The following is a 15799-nucleotide window of genomic DNA, read 5'->3' as shown; positions in this document are numbered from 1 at the left end:
AACGTTGTAGCACAGCCATTTTCGCGCTACATCTACGCGCCCTGTGTATCCGTCCGGTCGTGGACGCGTGGCATCGCAGGTGACGGCCGCCTCACCGCCGCGAGCACCCGCACCAGGAACACCGCGACGCTGATCGCGACCATGGCCGCCACGACCCACAGCCACCGCTCGAGATACGGGTCACGGTTCAGGCCAGTGGCCGCCACGATGGCAGTGTCGTCGGTGTTCAGGATGCCCGGGAAGAACACCAGCAGCGTCAGGGCGGCGCCGAGGGCCGGCACCCGAATGTGCTGCCGCACCGGGACCTGTCGAACCGTCCAGTTGCGAGTCGGGCGCGTCGCCCGATCCGCCAGCGAGTACAGCGGGTACAGAACGAGGTCGTGCAAAATCGCCGCACCGATGAACCACACGGCGATCGACTGCCACCACCTGTCCGGGTTCCACAGTGCGTCCACCCCGAGAGTCAGGACGGCGGCACCCGCGAGGATGAAGGACACGACCATGACGGCCGCATGAGCGGCGCCCGCCCCGTACAGCCGCCTCATCGATCGGCCCCGCCGGCGAAGTCGATACGCGACACCCACTTGGTGTTGTGGACACCGGGAAGGCCCGGAACGATCACCCGAGCGGGATAGCCGTGGTCGAGCGACAGCGCCTCACCGTTGACGGTCAACGCGAGAAGCGAATCCGGATGCCACACCTGGTTCTGCGCCAGCGTCGCCTGCGCGAACGCACCTCCCTGTTCCAGCGAGGCCACTGTGGCGGTGCCGTCGGACACGCCGGCGAGGCCGGCGAGGTCCCGCAGGCGCACCCCGGTCCACTCCTGCGTCGTCGACCACCCCTCGACGCACGCGATCGGCAATACCGCGGTGTGCTGATCCATCGCCTCGAGTGCTGCTCGGTCGAGAACCACGCTCGTCGTTCCCGACAACTCCACACGCCACGAATCCCCGGTGGACGCCGGATCGATTCCCGCTGCGACCGCCGTGCGATTGATCTGGAAGTCGTTCGGCCCGTCGCCGTAGGAGCGGCCGCGGGGCACCAGCAGAGCGGTCGATCGCAATGGCCCGTCGATGGTCTGTCCGATAGTGAGTGCCGCCAGCAGTCCGCTCCCGCCGGCCACGAGTGCAAGGGCCCCGCGCCGAGAGATGCCGTCCGGCGCCTTCTGCTCGTGCTCCGGTTCCACCCCGGCCGCTCGATTGCGCTCCCGGAGCACCTCGGACAGCGACGTCTGTCGCAACGTCCTCCACATGACCGGAACCTTGACGGCCACGTGCGCGAGGAATCCGGCAATGAACACCCATGCCCCGAAGTAGTGGGCCGTGTAGAAGTCGAAGCCGAAGACGTAGTCGTACTGGATGTTGAGCACACCGGTGACGATCTCGAACAGCACACCACCGACCAGCATCAACAGGCTGAGCCGCTCGAGCGCCTGCGCCGGGGATCGGACCGGCGGCCACTGCACCAGCTTCGGCATCACCGACCACAGCTTCGCGAGCACCAACGGAATGATGACGATGCCGAGCGTGACGTGCAGGCCCTGGTTCAACCGGTAGATCCATGACGGATCGGTCGGCCAGTCGAACTGGGGCAATCTCAGCCACCCCACGTCGCCCGGGCGGGCCTGCCCGAACTGCGGCCCGTACGCGATGTAGGACAGCAGCCCGGTCACGGTGATCACCGGCAGTGCCACCAGAAGGACGGCACCGAACACCGACGTCAGCCAGGGACCGCGAATCGCACTTCGGAATTCAGGCAGCTGACGCAACGGCGGAACCCTTTCGACTGACTGTTCTCCGACTCTCGAAGTGTCGCACGGCCACGCGATGCAGGCCGGACGATCTCGAATCGTCGGCACAGCCGACCTACGCCCACTGATCAGCACGTATCGAGCGGGGTCGAATCGACGCGGACAACGTCCGGAACACCGATGAGATCGCGACCTCTCGCCGGTCTATACCCACGACACCCGACGAGAGGACAATCCCATGATCGACCACGTGCTGACCGTCGTACCCGTGCGCGACATCGATGTCGCACGCGATTGGTACACACGCCTGCTGGGACGTGAGCCCGACAACAACCCGATGCCGGGTCTGATCGAATGGCAGGTCGTTCCGGGTGCATGGATCCAGGTGTTCCGCGACGCCGACCGGGCCGGCCACACACAGACGAATCTTGCGGTCGACGACATCGACGCTCAGATCACGGAGGTCACAGGCCGCGGACTACTCGTCGGCGACACGACGGATGCCACCAACGGAGTCCGACTCGCACCGATCACCGATCCTGACGGGAACGTAGTCACGTTGATCGCCGGGTTCAGGCCGGTGTACAGACGGTTTGCGACACTGATCGAGTGAATGTCCAGGCTCTGTCCAGCGTCTCCGCCCCACCTGCCGGCAAGCGGGTTCTCTACGTCACCGACCTGGCCTACGAGGCTCGTGGGCGCCGCTATTGCGACGAGGACATCTACCTCTCGACACGTTTGCGAGAGCATTTCGACATAGGACTGTGTCATCCCTTGGACGCGTCGCACTTGATGGACTCGTTCGATGCCGTCCTCGTTCGAAATTCCGGCCCCGCAATCCATTACCGACAGGAACACGATGCGTTCAGGGCGCTTGCCGAGGCCCGGAAGGTCCCGGTGCTGTCCGAGTTGAGCGGCAAGGCCGACATGGCCGGCAAGCAATACCTGGTGGACTTGTTCGCCGACGGGTACCCGGTGATTCCCACCGTCGATCGTCCCGCGGATGTAGCACGCCTGCCCGAGTCGGTCGAATATGTCGTCAAACCGAAGTTCGGCGCAGACTCGGTCGGTTTGCGCTTCGTCCGTGATGCCGAGCTCGCGGACTTGGACGACGACGACAGTCTCGTGCAACCCCGGATCATGTTCGAGTACGAGGTGTCCTTCTACTTCATCGGTCACACATTCGAGTACGCGCTCTACGCACCGGATCCCAGCCGACGGTGGGCGTTGGAACACTACGAACCGACGCACGCCGATCTGACGTTCGCTCGAACTTTCATCGACTGGAACGACATCGACCATGGGATCCAGCGCGTCGACGCGTGTCGCACCAGCACCGGCGACCTACTTCTCGTCGAGCTCGAGGACTTGAACCCCTACTTGTCGCTGGACCGGGTCGCTGCCGCGACACGCGATGTCTTCGTTGCCGCTCTGGCGGCATCCATCACGTCGTTGATCGGAAGCCGGTCCCGGCGGAACTAGTCTGTGCGCGAGGTCAGGGGGTTGACCCGCAGCGTACGGTTGGCCTCATCCGGTGAAGTCATCACCGCGCAGCGTCCTCCGCGCACGTCGACAGGTGTCATGACTGCACCACAGAGGACTCCGCATGACGGATTCGATCTCGTCCGGCCTGCCCCCGGATGAACACAGCACGGCGGCCACGCTGGCGGCTGCGACCGCCTTCGACGACGAGATCGCGGGGGCGTTGTCGTCCCGCCCTACTCGTGCGACTCCCACCCCGATCACGATGCGCTACTTCGCTGCGGACACATTCGACGCGTTGGACGTATTTCGTGAAATCCTGCTGTCACACAGTCGGTTTCAGGCCCTTCTTCAGGGACTGTGCGACCAAGCGGTGGCCGCACTCCCCGGCGCGGACATGGCCGGGGTGACACTCCTGCATCACGATGCGGCCAACCCGGAAACCGCGGCGAGATCCGATTCGAGGGTCAGCGACATCGAAGCCGATCAGTACCGCGTGAACGAGGGCCCCTGCCTCGAGGCCGCCCGGACCGGGCGCATCGTGCGGGATCGCGTCGAAGAAGCAGCTTCGCGGTGGCCGCTCTTCGCGGCGGCGGCCACCGACGCCGGCGTACGCAGCTTCCTGTCCGCACCCTTGGATGTGGATTCGGAGCATGCAGGGTCGTTGAACATCTACAGCGTCGGCGATCACGGCTTCAGCGACATCGACGAGGTCCTGGTGAAGGTCCTCGTGACCGCCGTGGAGGTCGCTGTGTGGGAATCGCGGCACACCGCGGAGGCCCGGGAAGAATCAGGCAACCTGCGTCGTGCGATGGAGACCCGCGCCTGCATCGAACAGGCGAAGGGCATCGTCATGGCGGTGCGCGGCATCACCGCGGACGCGGCTTTTGCCGCCCTGGTCGAACAGTCTCAGCGGGAGAACGTACGTGTGTCGGTGCTCGCGGAGCGCACGGTCAGCTCGGTTGTGGCGGTAGCGCAATGAACCGGAACCACGACACCCGTTCCGTCGAGGTCACCACTGCCCTCGATGGTTCGGTGTTGATCGTCTCGGTCCGGGGAGACCTGGACCTCGACTCCACGCCGATGCTGACGGCAGAGCTCGACCGAGCGATGGCGCAGACGGTGCCCTCCGCTGTCATCGTCGACCTGACGGAGGTCGCCTTCCTGTCGTCCACCGGGATGACGGCTCTGATCGAGACGCACCGTCGGATCGGCGCGCTCGCGGTCGTCTCGAACGGCCCGGCCACGACGCGTCCGCTGATGCTCGTCGGATTGGACGAGATGCTCTCCCTGCACGCCGACCTCGACACGGCGCTGGCCGCGGTGTCGTCCTGAACGCCCGTGCGTTGGGCGTACTGGAGACGACACGCGACCCCGCCACAGACCGCAGCGGCGTCCCCGGCCTTCCGGTCACCCGGCACCCGCACTTCGTCATGTCCGAAGTACCCGCGGACGCCCTGTGCATCGGCGCCGTGCGGAGGGCTCTGGCCGCGTGGCTCTACATCCTGCCGTTCGACAGCACGCGCAGAGCAGACATCGTGCTGGCGGTGTACGAGGCGATGGCCAACGTCGTCGATCACGCGTACCTCGACTCGGACGGTGTCGGCACGATGCAGATCGGCGTCACATACACGGTCGACGTCGGTTCCCTCGACGTCACCGTGATCGATCGCGGACGGTGGAAGAACCCCGTACACAACGGTCTTCGCGGCAACGGCCTGCCGCTCATCTCGGCGCTGAGCACCGTCTCGACGGTCGACCGTTCGGCGACCGGGACCACCGTCCGCGCGAGATGGTCTTCCACGACACCCCACCCGCAGGAACCGGCATTCACCTGACGTCCGATCTCGTTCTCCGACAATCGGTTGCACTGCAACCGGAAGGGCACTCGTGCACCAGCTCACCCTCGGCGTCGCATCACTCTCCAGTAAACCGAGCGAACGTCGCCTCCCGATCCATCCCCGACACCTCGAGCGCATCGACGCCGATCTCCGGTCGCGCATCTACCTGGAGAAGGGATACGGAGCGCCGTACGGTGTGACGGACGACGATCTGTCGCGTCTGGTCGCAGGGTTGCGATCGAGAAACGACCTCATCTCCGACTGCGACGTCCTCCTCCTCCCCAAACCGCAGGTCTCGGACCTCGCGGGAATGCGCGTCGGGCAGACACTGTGGGGGTGGCCGCACTGTGTTCAGGACGAGAAACTCACGCAGAATGCCATCGACCGTCGGCTCACCCTGATCGCGTTCGAGGCCATGAACCACTGGTCCAGCAGCGGTTCGTTCAAACTGCACGTCTTCCACAAGAACAACGAACTCGCCGGCTACTGCTCCGTCCTGCACGCGCTTCAACTGGCCGGGTCGACCGGTGATTACGGTCGCCGACTCCGCGCGGCCGTCATCGGATTCGGCAGCACCGCCCGCGGCGCAGTGACCGCGCTGAACGCCCACGGCATCCACGACGTCGACGTCCTTACCCAGAGAGGCGCATCGGCGGTGAGCTCGCCCATCCACTCCGCGCGCATCGTCAATTTCGATGTCGACGAGCACGATCCGCACGAGAACCGAGCCCTCACCGACACCGGCCGAGTGCCGCTGCCCGGGTTCCTCGCCGACCACGACATCATCGTCAACTGCGTCCTTCAGGACACCGCGTCACCGTTGACGTTCCTCTCCACCGACGACTTGCAGGCCGTGGCGCCCGGAACGCTCATCGTGGACGTCTCCTGCGACGAGGGAATGGGATTCGAGTGGGCACGGCCGACGTCGTTCGACGCTCCGACATTCCTCGTCGGCGACAACGTCCGGTATTACGCTGTCGATCACAGCCCGTCCTACCTGTGGGACTCCGCGACCTGGGAGATCAGCGAAGCCCTGCTGCCCTACCTACGCACCGTGATGGACGGCCCGTCCTCGTGGGACTCCTCCCCCACCATCGCCCGGTCCATAGAGATACGGAACGGCAGGATCAGCAACCCTGCGATTCTCGCCTTCCAGCACCGCGAGGCGGACTACCCGCACCGGACGGTGCCGACAGCGACTGCGTGACAACCGATCAACCCGGCGCGAATCCAGGTGCGAGGCCGTTGTGGCGACGATCGCGGCGCCGTGTGCATCCACCACATCGGCGCACACACTCGCCCAGTCGGTTCCGCACGAGAGATCCGACAGCGAATGCCCCCCCCGGAGGCCCGTGCGGGTGATGGAGTCCGAGTCGGACACGGGACGACTACCGCCCGTGGGCAGCTAGCACTGTGAACGACTCGTTCAGTACTGGACGATGGCAACCGCTTCCGCTCGATCCGTTTCGGGACCCCTCATGGGTGTCAATGCCCACCTCAGGCGCCCCGCTGCGCCCGGAGCGGTGCGCCCGTCAAGCAGCGGCGAGCGCACCGTATCCGCACTCACGACCCGTATTCTGCGTTCTGCTCCGGGTGCTGTCAGGAAACGATGCGACCGTCCTCGAGTGTCACGACCCGATCAGCGGTGCCCAGTACCGACGGGTCGTGAGACACGCAGACAACGGCCGCGCCGCGCCGGGATTCCGTTCTCATCACGGCCCGAATCCTTTCCCCGCTCGCAGTGTCCAGACCTGTGGTGGGTTCGTCGAGCAGGAGCAGGTCTGCCTGGCCCGCGAGACCCTGGGCGAGAAGCGCGCGTTGACGCTGCCCACCGGACAGTGTCGAGAAAGGCACCGCGGCCAGTTCGGCGATGCCGAGACGGTCGAGGGCGTCGTTCACCGACGCGCGAGAGCCGGAGTCGAGTCTGCGCCACCGACCGGTTCGACCGCACGCGCCTACGGTCACGACATCGCGCACGGTGAGAGGCAACCGGTCGGACACCGCTGCGCGTTGCGGTACGAACGCAATCCGCTGTGTCGCAACACGATTACCCGACGTCAGCGGGGTGGTGCCGGCGATCACCTCGAGCAGAGTGGACTTGCCGGCACCGTTGGGACCGGCGATCGCCATGATCGCACCGGGTGACACGTCCAGGTCGACGTCGCGCACGGCGACGTGTCCCGAGTATTCGACGCGCACCCCACGAAGACGAGCGGCGGGTGACTGTTCGGATCGAGAGGTAGACACGAGCCCAGCTTAAACGATTTTGAAAACCGTTATCACTGTCATTAACATCCCGTGGGTGACAGTCGAAGCCATCAGCACCCTGTTCGAGCCGTTCACGCTCGGCTTCCTACAGCGGGCCATGTTCGGCGGCGCACTGGTGGCGGTGCTGTGCGGAGTCGTCGGCACCTGGGTCGTCATCCGCGGCATGGCATTCCTGGGCGAGGCGCTCGCGCACGGGATGCTGCCCGGCGTTGCTCTGGCCACGGTTCTGGGAGCACCGGTACTGGTGGGCGGAGCGGTGAGCGCGGTGGCGATGAGTCTCGGAATCACCGCACTTCAGCGGCGGGGAAAGTTGTCCTACGACACGAGCATCGGCATGCTGTTCGTCTCGATGCTCGCGCTGGGGGTCATCATCATCTCCCACTCGGGAAGCTTCGCGACCGACGCCACGTCGATCCTGTTCGGCGACATTCTCGCCATCACCGCCGTCGACCTCGTTCTCCTGGCAGTAACGGCCGTTATCGGTCTCGCGGTCGCAGTCGCCTTTCATCGGCCGTTGGTGGCGCTCGCGTTGGACCCGCGGATCGCCGCCGTTCTGGGTCTCGGTCCCCGCTCGGCCCAGGCCGGCCTCGTCGCTCTGGTGACATTGGCGGTCGTTGCCTCGTATCAGGCCGTCGGCTCGCTTCTGGTCGTCGGACTTCTCCTCGCCCCTGCCGTCGCGGCCGGGCAATGGACCACCCGCATCCCGACCCGGATGGTATTGGCCGCACTTCTGGGGGTGCTGTCGGTGTTCGGGGGGCTTCTGGTGTCCTGGCACGCAGCCACGGCCGCCGGCGCCTCCGTCGCCGCCACCGCAATCGCGATATCAGGCCTGTCGGTGGCCTCGAGATCTGCCGTCACATCGCTCGGACGCCGCGGCGCGGTGGCGGCTCTTCCCGCCTGACAACTGCTCGATCACCCACCTCTTACCCGTAAGGACACTGTGCGACAACGAATCATGACCGCAGCCCTCGCACTCGGCGTCCTCGTCGTCGGCCCGATCGCGTGCTCCACCGAGCAGGCGGCGCCGCTCCCCGTCGACGAGGCGTCCGGTGAAGGCCACGGGGCCGTCGCCGACGCGGCGGAACTCGCCGAGCCTCGCCTGGGGCTCACCACTATCGACCCCACCGGCGGCGTCTCACACCTCGATCTTCAGGACGACTCGGTGTCCGATCTCGGCGCCATCGGCGCACCCGAGACGATGACCACCGACGGCCGCTACCTGTTCGCCACCACGAGCGCCGGCATCGAGATCGTGGACAGCGGCGTCTGGACCTGGGACCACGTGGACCACTTCCACTACTACCGCGCCGAACCCCGACTCCTCGGCACCGTCGAGGGCGACGGTGAGCCGGCCGTCGCCACATCGAACCTGTCCACCTCGGGAGGAACGGGGCTCTACTTCCCCGACTCCGGCGACGCCGTGCTCCTCGACACCGAGGCACTGTCCCGGGGCGAGATCGCCGAGTCGTTCCGCCTGCAGAACCCACCCGGCGACGGCATGGTCGTGCCCGTCGGAACGTTCGCACTCGTCACAGACGGCGTCGGTGAGTCACGGACGGTCGTCGGCTACACCGCCGACGGTCGACGCACCGGCCTCGTCGAGCCGTGCCCCGATGCCGCCGGCACGATCACCACGCGGGTCGGCGCCGTTGTCGGTTGCTCCGACGGCGCACTGGTCGCGTCAGCCACCGGAGATGAGCTCACGGTGGAGAGAATCCCGTACCCCGCCGACGCGACCGCCCCTCCCGCAACAGCATTCGACAACCGCGAGGGTCGTCCTACTGTCGCAGGCCTTGCCGGTGACCAGGGCATCTGGTTGCTCGACACCCGCGAGAAGTCGTGGACGCTCCTGCCCACCCCCACACCGTTGGTGCACGTGTCGGCGGTCGACGACAGTGACGAGAACGTCCTGGGTCTCGCGACCGACGGTCGCGTCCTCGTTCTGAACGGAAGCGACGGTTCCGTGGTCGCCGAGACGGGTCCGCTCGTGGCCTCGTCCGTGGCCGCCGGGAAGGCCCCGACACTGATCGCGGATCAACAGCGCGCCTATCTCAGCGCACCCGACGAACGGCGTCTGTACGAGATCGACTATGCCGACGACGCCCGCATCTCACGCACATTCGAGACGGCGACCGAACCGGCCTTCACCGCCGAGACGGGACGCTGAGCATGAGACGACATCGGACAGGATCATCCCTCGCCGCGGCGGTGGTGACGATCGGCGTATTCCTCTCGGTGACAGCGTGTTCGGCGGCAGGAGACGACCGTCCGTCCGTGATGGTCTCGACGAACATCCTGGGCGATGTCGTCGAAGAACTCGTCGGCGACGAGATGGACGTCGTGACCCTGATGAAGCCCGACGCCGACCCGCACTCGTTCGAGATCTCCGCGCAGGAGGGCGCTCGACTGCGCTCGGCCGACCTCGTCGTCTCGAACGGACTCGACCTCGAGGAGGGCCTGCAGCAGCATCTCGACGCGGCAGCCGCGGAGAACGTCCCGATGTTCGTCGCCGGCGATTCCATCGACGTCCTCGACTACCGCGAGGGGGACGCTGCCGGCAGCCCCGACTCGCACTTCTGGACCGATCCTGCACGCATGATCGCCGTCGTCGATGCCCTCGAGCCGGTGCTTGCCGGACTCGACGGCGTGGATCCGACTGCGATCGCCGAGCGCACCGGCGTCTATCGCACAAAATTGGACACCTTGGACGCGGAGATGTCCGCCGCTTTCGCCGCGATCCCGGACGAACGGCGTGCGCTCGTCACCAATCACCACGTATTCGGTTACCTCGCCGATCGCTTCGACTTCGAGGTCGTCGGCGCTGTCATTCCCGGCGGCACCACCCTCGCCGCACCGTCGGCATCGGACCTGTCCGACCTCGTCGGCGCCGTGAACACCACTGGAGTCCGCACCATCTTCGCGGAGTCGTCGTCGCCGGACCGCCTCGTCCAGGCACTTGCCAGCGAGGCCGACATCCGTGTCGACGTCGTTCCGCTGTTCACCGAGTCCCTCTCCGGCGCCGACGGCGGCGCTCCCGACTACCTCACGATGATGCGCGTCAACACCGAGCGCATCGCCACCGGCCTCTCCACCTGATCAGTTCCGATCCCCCACAGAAAAGGACATCACATGCGCATCAGTCACGTCCGGCGAGCAGGCACCACGGTGCTCGCTCTGGGAGCAGTCGCTACCCTCGCGGCCTGCTCCTCCGGAACTACCACTGCCGCCGACTCCACCTCCACGACCACGCCGGTAGCGCACGAGGCCGGGCCCCGTGTCGCGGTCTCCTACGAAGGCGGCCTGCGGGTGCTGGACGCGGCCACCCTCGAGACCGTCGCTGACTTCGATTCGGAGGACTACACGCGCCTCAACCTCGCCGGAGACGGTCGCAACGTCATGGTGACCACGAGCAAGGGCTTCCAGGTACTCGACACCGCCGCCGGAACCACGGACGAACCCGTGCTCACCGACACTGTGTTCGAGGCGCAGAAGGCCGGCCACGTCGTCCGCCACGGCGGCAAGACCGTTCTGTACGCCGACGGGACCAGTGACACAACCATTTTCGACACGGCCGCACTGGAATCGACCGACGGACTCCCCGAGGTGGAGAGCATCCCCGGCGTCGAGGCGCACCACGGAGTCTCGATCGTCCTGGAGGACGGCACGTTCCTTACCACCGTCGGTAACGCCAACGGACGCACCGGTATCGAGGTGCGTGACACCTCCGGCGCCGTCATCGCACGCAACGACCAGTGCCCCGGCGTGCACGGTGAGGGAACGGCACGGAACGAGGTCGTCGTCTTCGGCTGCGAGAACGGCGCTCTGGTCTACGACAAGGGTGAGATCACCAAGCTCGACGCGCCGGACCAACCCTACGGGCGCATGGGCAACGCGTACGTCAGCGAGACCAGCCCTCTGATCGTCGGCGACTACAAGGACGACGCCGACGCGGAAGGCTCACTGCTGCACGCCGTCACGGTCATCGACACCGCCGCCAAGACACTCGAGGTGGTCCAGATGCCAGAGGGTGCCGAGTACACCTGGCGCGGGGTGTCCCGTGGTCCCGACGACAAGGCATACATCATCGGCACCGACGGCGCGGTTCACGTCTTCGACCCGACGACGCGCGAGTTCACCGCCTCCTACCCCGTCATCGGTGAGTGGGAAGGCCCCACCGAATACCAGGATGCGCACCCCGGCATCTCCATCACCGGCGACACCGCCTACGTCACCGAACCGGACACCGACGGCATTCACGCCGTCGACCTGACCACCGGTGACGTCACCGTCAGCAGCACACTCGACATCACCCCGAACGAGTTCGTGGCCGTCACCGACTGATTCTTTCGATCGACTGTCGCGGGTGCGGAGTGCGTGCTCCGCACCCGCGACAGTCGTCGCGGGGCGATCATGCGTGCTCAGGAAGTCGTCGTCGAGCCCGTGATCAGATCCGCGACGAGCTCCGGATCGTCCCATGTCGGAACGTGACCCAGGTGCTTGTGCGCGACGACGGCAACGAGCGACGGCAGCTCACCCAGGTCGGTCTCCGCTGCCCGGATCAGCGGGTCTCTGCCCCCGAAGACCACCGTGATCGGGACATCGACGTCTGCGCCGCCGCCGAATCGGGTGCCTTCGAGTGCCGCCATCGTGCGATCGAAGTCGCAGGTGGCGAGGTTCCGAGCATCGTCTGCCGCCACGGTGGGCGGAATGCGCCACGGTCGGCCGAACAAACCGAACAAGCCGATGGTCCGCAGCAGCGAGCGACGCAGGAGGAACCCCGCACCCGGAAGTCGAGAACCGTTCGTCCACAACGAGAACAGCACTTGCCGCCGCACACGCGCTGTGCCGCCCGTCGACCGCCACAGACCGGCGGGCATGAGTGCACACACCGACGTCGCCCGACCACGGCGCGCCAGCTCCAGCGAGAGCCATCCGCCGAGCGAATTGCCGACGAGGTGCGCACTGCTCCAGCCCAGTTCGTCCATCACCAGCTCCACCCGATCCGCCAGTCGTGCAGGCGTGGGTGCGTCACCGTCGCCGAGGGGATCGCTCTCCCCGAAGCCCGGGAGATCGATCGAGACGGTGTCGAAGTGTTCTGCCAGTATCGGTATCACCGGATCCCACATCTGATGTCGATGCCCGATCCCGTGAATGAGGAGCATGGGAGCCCCCCGGCCCGTCCTGCTGTAGCGGGGCAAGCCAGAGGCATCGATGTCGGTCACGTGACAAGTATCCATCCGAGACGGACGTCGTCGATGTGGACTGTGGCCAGTATCTGTCCCCGGAGTCAGGACACCCGACAACCGAGCCGTGTAGGTGGGCTTACGCGACGGCGACGACCCTCACGGGTGACGTCATAGGGCGGACTCAGAGCGTCCGGCATCGCTGTCGCCGCAGTACGCGAACCCGACGGTCTGAGGCTGCTCGACGCGGCGACCGGGGCGGAGCGGCAGTTCGTACCGACGGTCGGCGCCCCGCGGCACCTTCCCCTGGCCGGCCCCGACGGACCGGAACCCGCGCCACTCGAGTCCAGTGACGAACCGCTTCTGGTCGATCCGGCGAACGGCATGCCGCTCTCCACCACTCGAGGCGTCGGACGGCAACCGCACGATGTCGTAGTCAGAGCATCTCCCCCGTCGGCCTCGAAACGGGGAGCGCAGCCACGCCTCGGGCGAACTCGCTGTCCGGGTGGCCTACCCGCGCCGTCGACGCTCGGGATGCGTTGCGAGAAGGGCATAACATTGATATACATGCGCTATGACAGCGTTACACGGCACTGCACATCCCCACACGGTGACGGACTGCCCTCCTGCGGCTGACCGCGCGACCGCTGCATGACCGCCGTCGGACGCAGCACCTACGTCAGACTCGCCGCCCTCGCAGTAGCCGCGACCGCTCTCGCCGTGGCCGGCGGATCATATGTCCGCATGGAGTCCCTCCTGGGGATCGGCCAGTATTCGGTCACAGTGCAGCTCAGCGACTCCGGCGGCATCTTCACCAACGCGGAGGTGACGTCGCGCGGCATTCCCGTCGGTCGCGTCGGATCGCTGACACTTGTCGACGCGGGCGTCGACGTCGAATTGTTGATCGACGACTCGTCCGAACCGATTTCCGCGTCGACCTCCGCGGTGGTAGCCGCACGCTCCGCCATCGGTGAGCAGTACGTGGACCTGCGGCCCGATACCGACGAGGGCCCTTATCTGGAGGACGGCTCGATCATCGAACGATCGATGACGACCATCCCGACTCCAGTGGAGAGCGTGCTGTCCAACGTCGACGGCCTCGCGCGCAGCATTCCGGTCGATGAACTGCGAACCGTCGTAACCGAACTGGGCGACGGGTTCGACGGTATGGGAGGTGATCTCGCGACACTCGTCACATCACTCGACTCGCTCAGTGCGGCGCAGCTCGACGCCCTCCCCGAGACGTTGGATCTCGTACGGGATGCGCGCGTCGTGCTCGACACGCAATCCGAACAATCCTCCGCAATAATCGATTTCAGCTCGGGGCTCGACGACATCACCGCGCAGCTCCGCGCGAGCGACGGCGACCTACGTCGACTAGTCGACAGCGGAATCGACGCATCCTATGAAACCGGTGCACTGATCACCAGTGCAGGAGCGAGCATCACATCGATCGCGAGCGACGTCGCCTCGGTGACCGCCGCGGTCAGCCCACGGGCATGGGCCCTTCGACCGCTGCTGCAGGTTCTCCCCCGGACGGCCATGGGGGCCCGAGCTCAGAGCCCCGGTGACGGAACCACCCACTTCGGCCTCGTCGTGGAGACGAACAACCCCCCGCCGTGCACCGTGGGATACGAAGCCACCCAGAGAACCCTCGAGCGAGAACGCGCTGCCGATCCCGACTTCGACGAGACGACCCGGGACTTCCCGATCGATCTGTCGGTCGGGTGCACAGCACCGCGAGGATCCGTGACGGGCGTCAGAGGTGCCGGCAGTGCGCCCTACATGGATCCCGCCGTTCCGCAGCCCTGGGACGACAAGCCCAAGGTGGACCCCGGCGCACTCGACCTCAATCCGATTGCGAATCAGCTGGCCACACTCCTCGGTGTCACGGTGCGATGATGCCCGCGACTCGACGAGAGGTGATCGGATGACGGCGGTGAGCATGGGAATTCCCAGCCTGCCCGGTGTCGCACGCGCGCCGTCCGCCCTACCGCGTCCGCAGCACATGATGGTCGGCCGTCCGGACGTTCCGCACCTGCTGGACAGTTTCGGTCGCATCGCGCGGGACCTCCGCATCTCGGTCACCGAGAAGTGCTCGCTGCGATGCACCTACTGCATGCCGGCCGAGGGGCTGCCGAACCTGGAGTTCGAACAACTGCTCGCGGCGGAGGAGATCGCCCGCCTCGTCGGCATCGCCGATCGTCTTCTCGGTGTGCGGGAGGTGCGCTTCACCGGCGGCGAACCGCTGGTCCGCAAGGACATCGTGGACATCATCGCCCTGACTGCTGAGCACGCGCCCGGTGTCGAATTATCGATGACCACCAACGGGATCGGCCTCGAGCGCCGCGCGGAGCGTCTGCGCGCGGCGGGTCTGACGCGGGTCAACGTCTCCCTCGACACGGTCGACCGCAAACACTTCGCGTCGTTGACGCGGCGGGACCGTCTGCCCGCCGTGCTCGCCGGTATCGACGGGGCCCTGGCGGCCGGTCTGACGCCGGTCAAGATCAACGCCGTCCTCATGCGCGAGACTCTGCACGGCGCCCGGGACCTGGTGCAGTGGTGCCTGGACCGGGGTGTAGATCTGCGGTTCATCGAGCAGATGCCGCTCGACGCGGACCGGGAGTGGGCTCGTTCGACGATGGTGTCGGCGGCAGAACTGTTGGATGTGCTCGGGGGTCGGTTCACCCTGGAGGAGATCGGACGCACCGACCCGTCGGCACCGGCCGAGGAGTGGTCCGTGAACGGCGGCCCGGCCACGGTGGGGATCATCGCCTCGGTCACCCGCTCGTTCTGCGTCGATTGCGATCGGACGCGGTTGACGGCGGAAGGGACCGTGCGGTCGTGCCTGTTCAGCGACTCCGAGACAGATCTGCGGGTGGCGTTGCGCGGGGGTGCGACCGACGAAGACATTGCCGACCTCTGGCGCGGAGCGATGTGGAACAAGTGGGCCGGGCACGGGATGGAGCGAGAAGACTTCGTGCCACCGGAACGCTCGATGGGCGCCATCGGTGGCTGAGTCCGTGACTGTGAGCGTGCGGTACTTCGCAGGGGCCGCGGACGCCGCGGGCACCACGCAGGAGTCGTACGATCTGAGGGTCGGCGCGACCGTGGCGGACGTGAAGTCTGCGCTGCGTGGACGCCACGGGCAGAAACTGGATCGTGTGCTGGACGTGGCGGTGTTCCTCATCGGCGACGAGATGGTCCGCGACGATGCCTACCCCGTCGGTTCCCGGATCGACGTCCTGCCGCCCTTCGCCGGCGGCTAGCTGTGT

17 protein-coding genes are annotated in these 15799 nt (G+C 66.5%); 13 read left to right on the top strand and 4 right to left on the bottom strand.

Annotation, left to right across the window (positions count from 1 at the left end; genetic code table 11):
• Nucleotides 1-32: 32 nt before the first annotated feature.
• Together RU01_RS09995 and RU01_RS09990 are read right to left on the bottom strand one after the other, a co-directional pair.
• Nucleotides 33-545 carry a hypothetical protein gene (locus RU01_RS09995; protein WP_042574381.1) on the bottom strand — a complete coding sequence of 171 codons (513 nt, stop codon included), beginning with the start codon at nucleotides 543-545 and terminating at the stop codon, nucleotides 33-35.
• Nucleotides 542-1768 carry a molybdopterin-dependent oxidoreductase gene (locus tag RU01_RS09990; RefSeq protein ID WP_042574380.1) on the bottom strand — a complete coding sequence of 409 codons (1227 nt, stop codon included), beginning with the start codon at nucleotides 1766-1768 and terminating at the stop codon, nucleotides 542-544. Before RU01_RS09990 ends, RU01_RS09995 begins: the two co-directional genes overlap by 4 nt.
• Before the next feature lie 220 nt (nucleotides 1769-1988).
• Between RU01_RS09990 and RU01_RS09985 the strand changes: the two genes are divergently transcribed.
• From RU01_RS09985 to RU01_RS09960, 6 genes are all read left to right on the top strand, one after another.
• On the top strand, nucleotides 1989-2363 hold the full coding sequence (locus tag RU01_RS09985; RefSeq protein ID WP_042574379.1) for a VOC family protein: 375 nt from the start codon (nucleotides 1989-1991) through the stop codon (nucleotides 2361-2363).
• Nucleotides 2360-3232, top strand: coding sequence for a hypothetical protein (locus RU01_RS09980; RefSeq protein WP_197074730.1), 873 nt, complete (start codon nucleotides 2360-2362; stop codon nucleotides 3230-3232). Before RU01_RS09985 ends, RU01_RS09980 begins: the two co-directional genes overlap by 4 nt.
• Before the next feature lie 124 nt (nucleotides 3233-3356).
• Entirely contained in the window at nucleotides 3357-4214 is an 858-nt protein-coding gene (locus RU01_RS09975; RefSeq protein ID WP_052493215.1) for a GAF and ANTAR domain-containing protein, read from the top strand.
• The gene (locus tag RU01_RS09970; RefSeq protein ID WP_042574378.1) at nucleotides 4211-4567 is read left to right on the top strand and encodes an STAS domain-containing protein; all 357 of its coding nucleotides are present in this window, start codon (nucleotides 4211-4213) and stop codon (nucleotides 4565-4567) included. Before RU01_RS09975 ends, RU01_RS09970 begins: the two co-directional genes overlap by 4 nt.
• 98 nt (nucleotides 4568-4665) lie before the next feature.
• Nucleotides 4666-5070, top strand: a complete 405-nt coding sequence (locus RU01_RS09965) for an ATP-binding protein (RefSeq protein WP_042574530.1) — start codon at nucleotides 4666-4668, stop codon at nucleotides 5068-5070.
• 52 nt (nucleotides 5071-5122) lie between these two features.
• On the top strand, nucleotides 5123-6280 hold the full coding sequence (locus tag RU01_RS09960; protein WP_042574377.1) for a N(5)-(carboxyethyl)ornithine synthase: 1158 nt from the start codon (nucleotides 5123-5125) through the stop codon (nucleotides 6278-6280).
• Between the two features lie 392 nt (nucleotides 6281-6672).
• On the opposite strand, the gene aztA is transcribed toward RU01_RS09960, so the two are convergent.
• Entirely contained in the window at nucleotides 6673-7320 is a 648-nt protein-coding gene (aztA, locus tag RU01_RS09955) for a zinc ABC transporter ATP-binding protein AztA (RefSeq protein ID WP_052493213.1), read from the bottom strand.
• A gap of 55 nt (nucleotides 7321-7375) precedes the next feature.
• Here aztA and aztB point away from each other — a divergent pair, with 55 nt between their 5' ends.
• From aztB to aztD, 4 genes are read left to right on the top strand one after another with little or no spacing between them, the layout of a single operon-like run.
• Complete coding sequence (gene aztB / locus RU01_RS09950; RefSeq protein WP_231568661.1) at nucleotides 7376-8242, top strand: zinc ABC transporter permease AztB; 867 nt, start codon at nucleotides 7376-7378, stop codon at nucleotides 8240-8242.
• A gap of 54 nt (nucleotides 8243-8296) precedes the next feature.
• Nucleotides 8297-9508: a hypothetical protein gene (locus RU01_RS09945; protein ID WP_042574375.1), complete on the top strand. Its 1212-nt coding sequence runs from the start codon at nucleotides 8297-8299 to the stop codon at nucleotides 9506-9508.
• Between the two features lie 2 nt (nucleotides 9509-9510).
• A complete protein-coding gene (aztC, locus tag RU01_RS09940) occupies nucleotides 9511-10437 on the top strand; it encodes a zinc ABC transporter substrate-binding protein AztC (protein ID WP_042574374.1) in 927 nt (308 codons plus the stop codon).
• A gap of 33 nt (nucleotides 10438-10470) precedes the next feature.
• Nucleotides 10471-11682: a zinc metallochaperone AztD gene (gene aztD, locus RU01_RS09935; protein ID WP_156148866.1), complete on the top strand. Its 1212-nt coding sequence runs from the start codon at nucleotides 10471-10473 to the stop codon at nucleotides 11680-11682.
• Nucleotides 11683-11759: 77 nt separating this feature from the next.
• On the opposite strand, the gene RU01_RS09930 is transcribed toward aztD, so the two are convergent.
• Nucleotides 11760-12563: an alpha/beta fold hydrolase gene (locus RU01_RS09930; protein WP_197074729.1), complete on the bottom strand. Its 804-nt coding sequence runs from the start codon at nucleotides 12561-12563 to the stop codon at nucleotides 11760-11762.
• A 612-nt stretch (nucleotides 12564-13175) separates the two neighbouring features.
• Here RU01_RS09930 and RU01_RS09920 point away from each other — a divergent pair.
• The 3 genes from RU01_RS09920 to RU01_RS09910 are packed head-to-tail and all read left to right on the top strand — an operon-like array spanning nucleotide 13176 to nucleotide 15793.
• Complete coding sequence (locus tag RU01_RS09920) at nucleotides 13176-14426, top strand: MCE family protein (RefSeq protein WP_042574371.1); 1251 nt, start codon at nucleotides 13176-13178, stop codon at nucleotides 14424-14426.
• 28 nt (nucleotides 14427-14454) lie between these two features.
• Nucleotides 14455-15543 (top strand): GTP 3',8-cyclase MoaA, encoded by a 1089-nt coding sequence (moaA, locus tag RU01_RS09915; protein ID WP_042574370.1) that lies wholly within the window; start codon nucleotides 14455-14457, stop codon nucleotides 15541-15543.
• The gene (locus tag RU01_RS09910; protein WP_231568660.1) at nucleotides 15536-15793 is read left to right on the top strand and encodes a MoaD/ThiS family protein; all 258 of its coding nucleotides are present in this window, start codon (nucleotides 15536-15538) and stop codon (nucleotides 15791-15793) included. The genes moaA and RU01_RS09910 overlap by 8 nt, the downstream gene beginning before the upstream one ends.
• The last annotated feature ends 6 nt before the right edge of the window (nucleotides 15794-15799 follow it).

It is taken from the genome of Rhodococcus sp. MEB064 (genome assembly GCF_000834565.1).
In the GTDB taxonomy this organism is placed as follows: domain Bacteria; phylum Actinomycetota; class Actinomycetes; order Mycobacteriales; family Mycobacteriaceae; genus Rhodococcoides.
The sequence above is the reverse complement of the archived record's forward strand: the minus strand, read 5'-3'. Positions and strand labels throughout refer to the sequence as shown.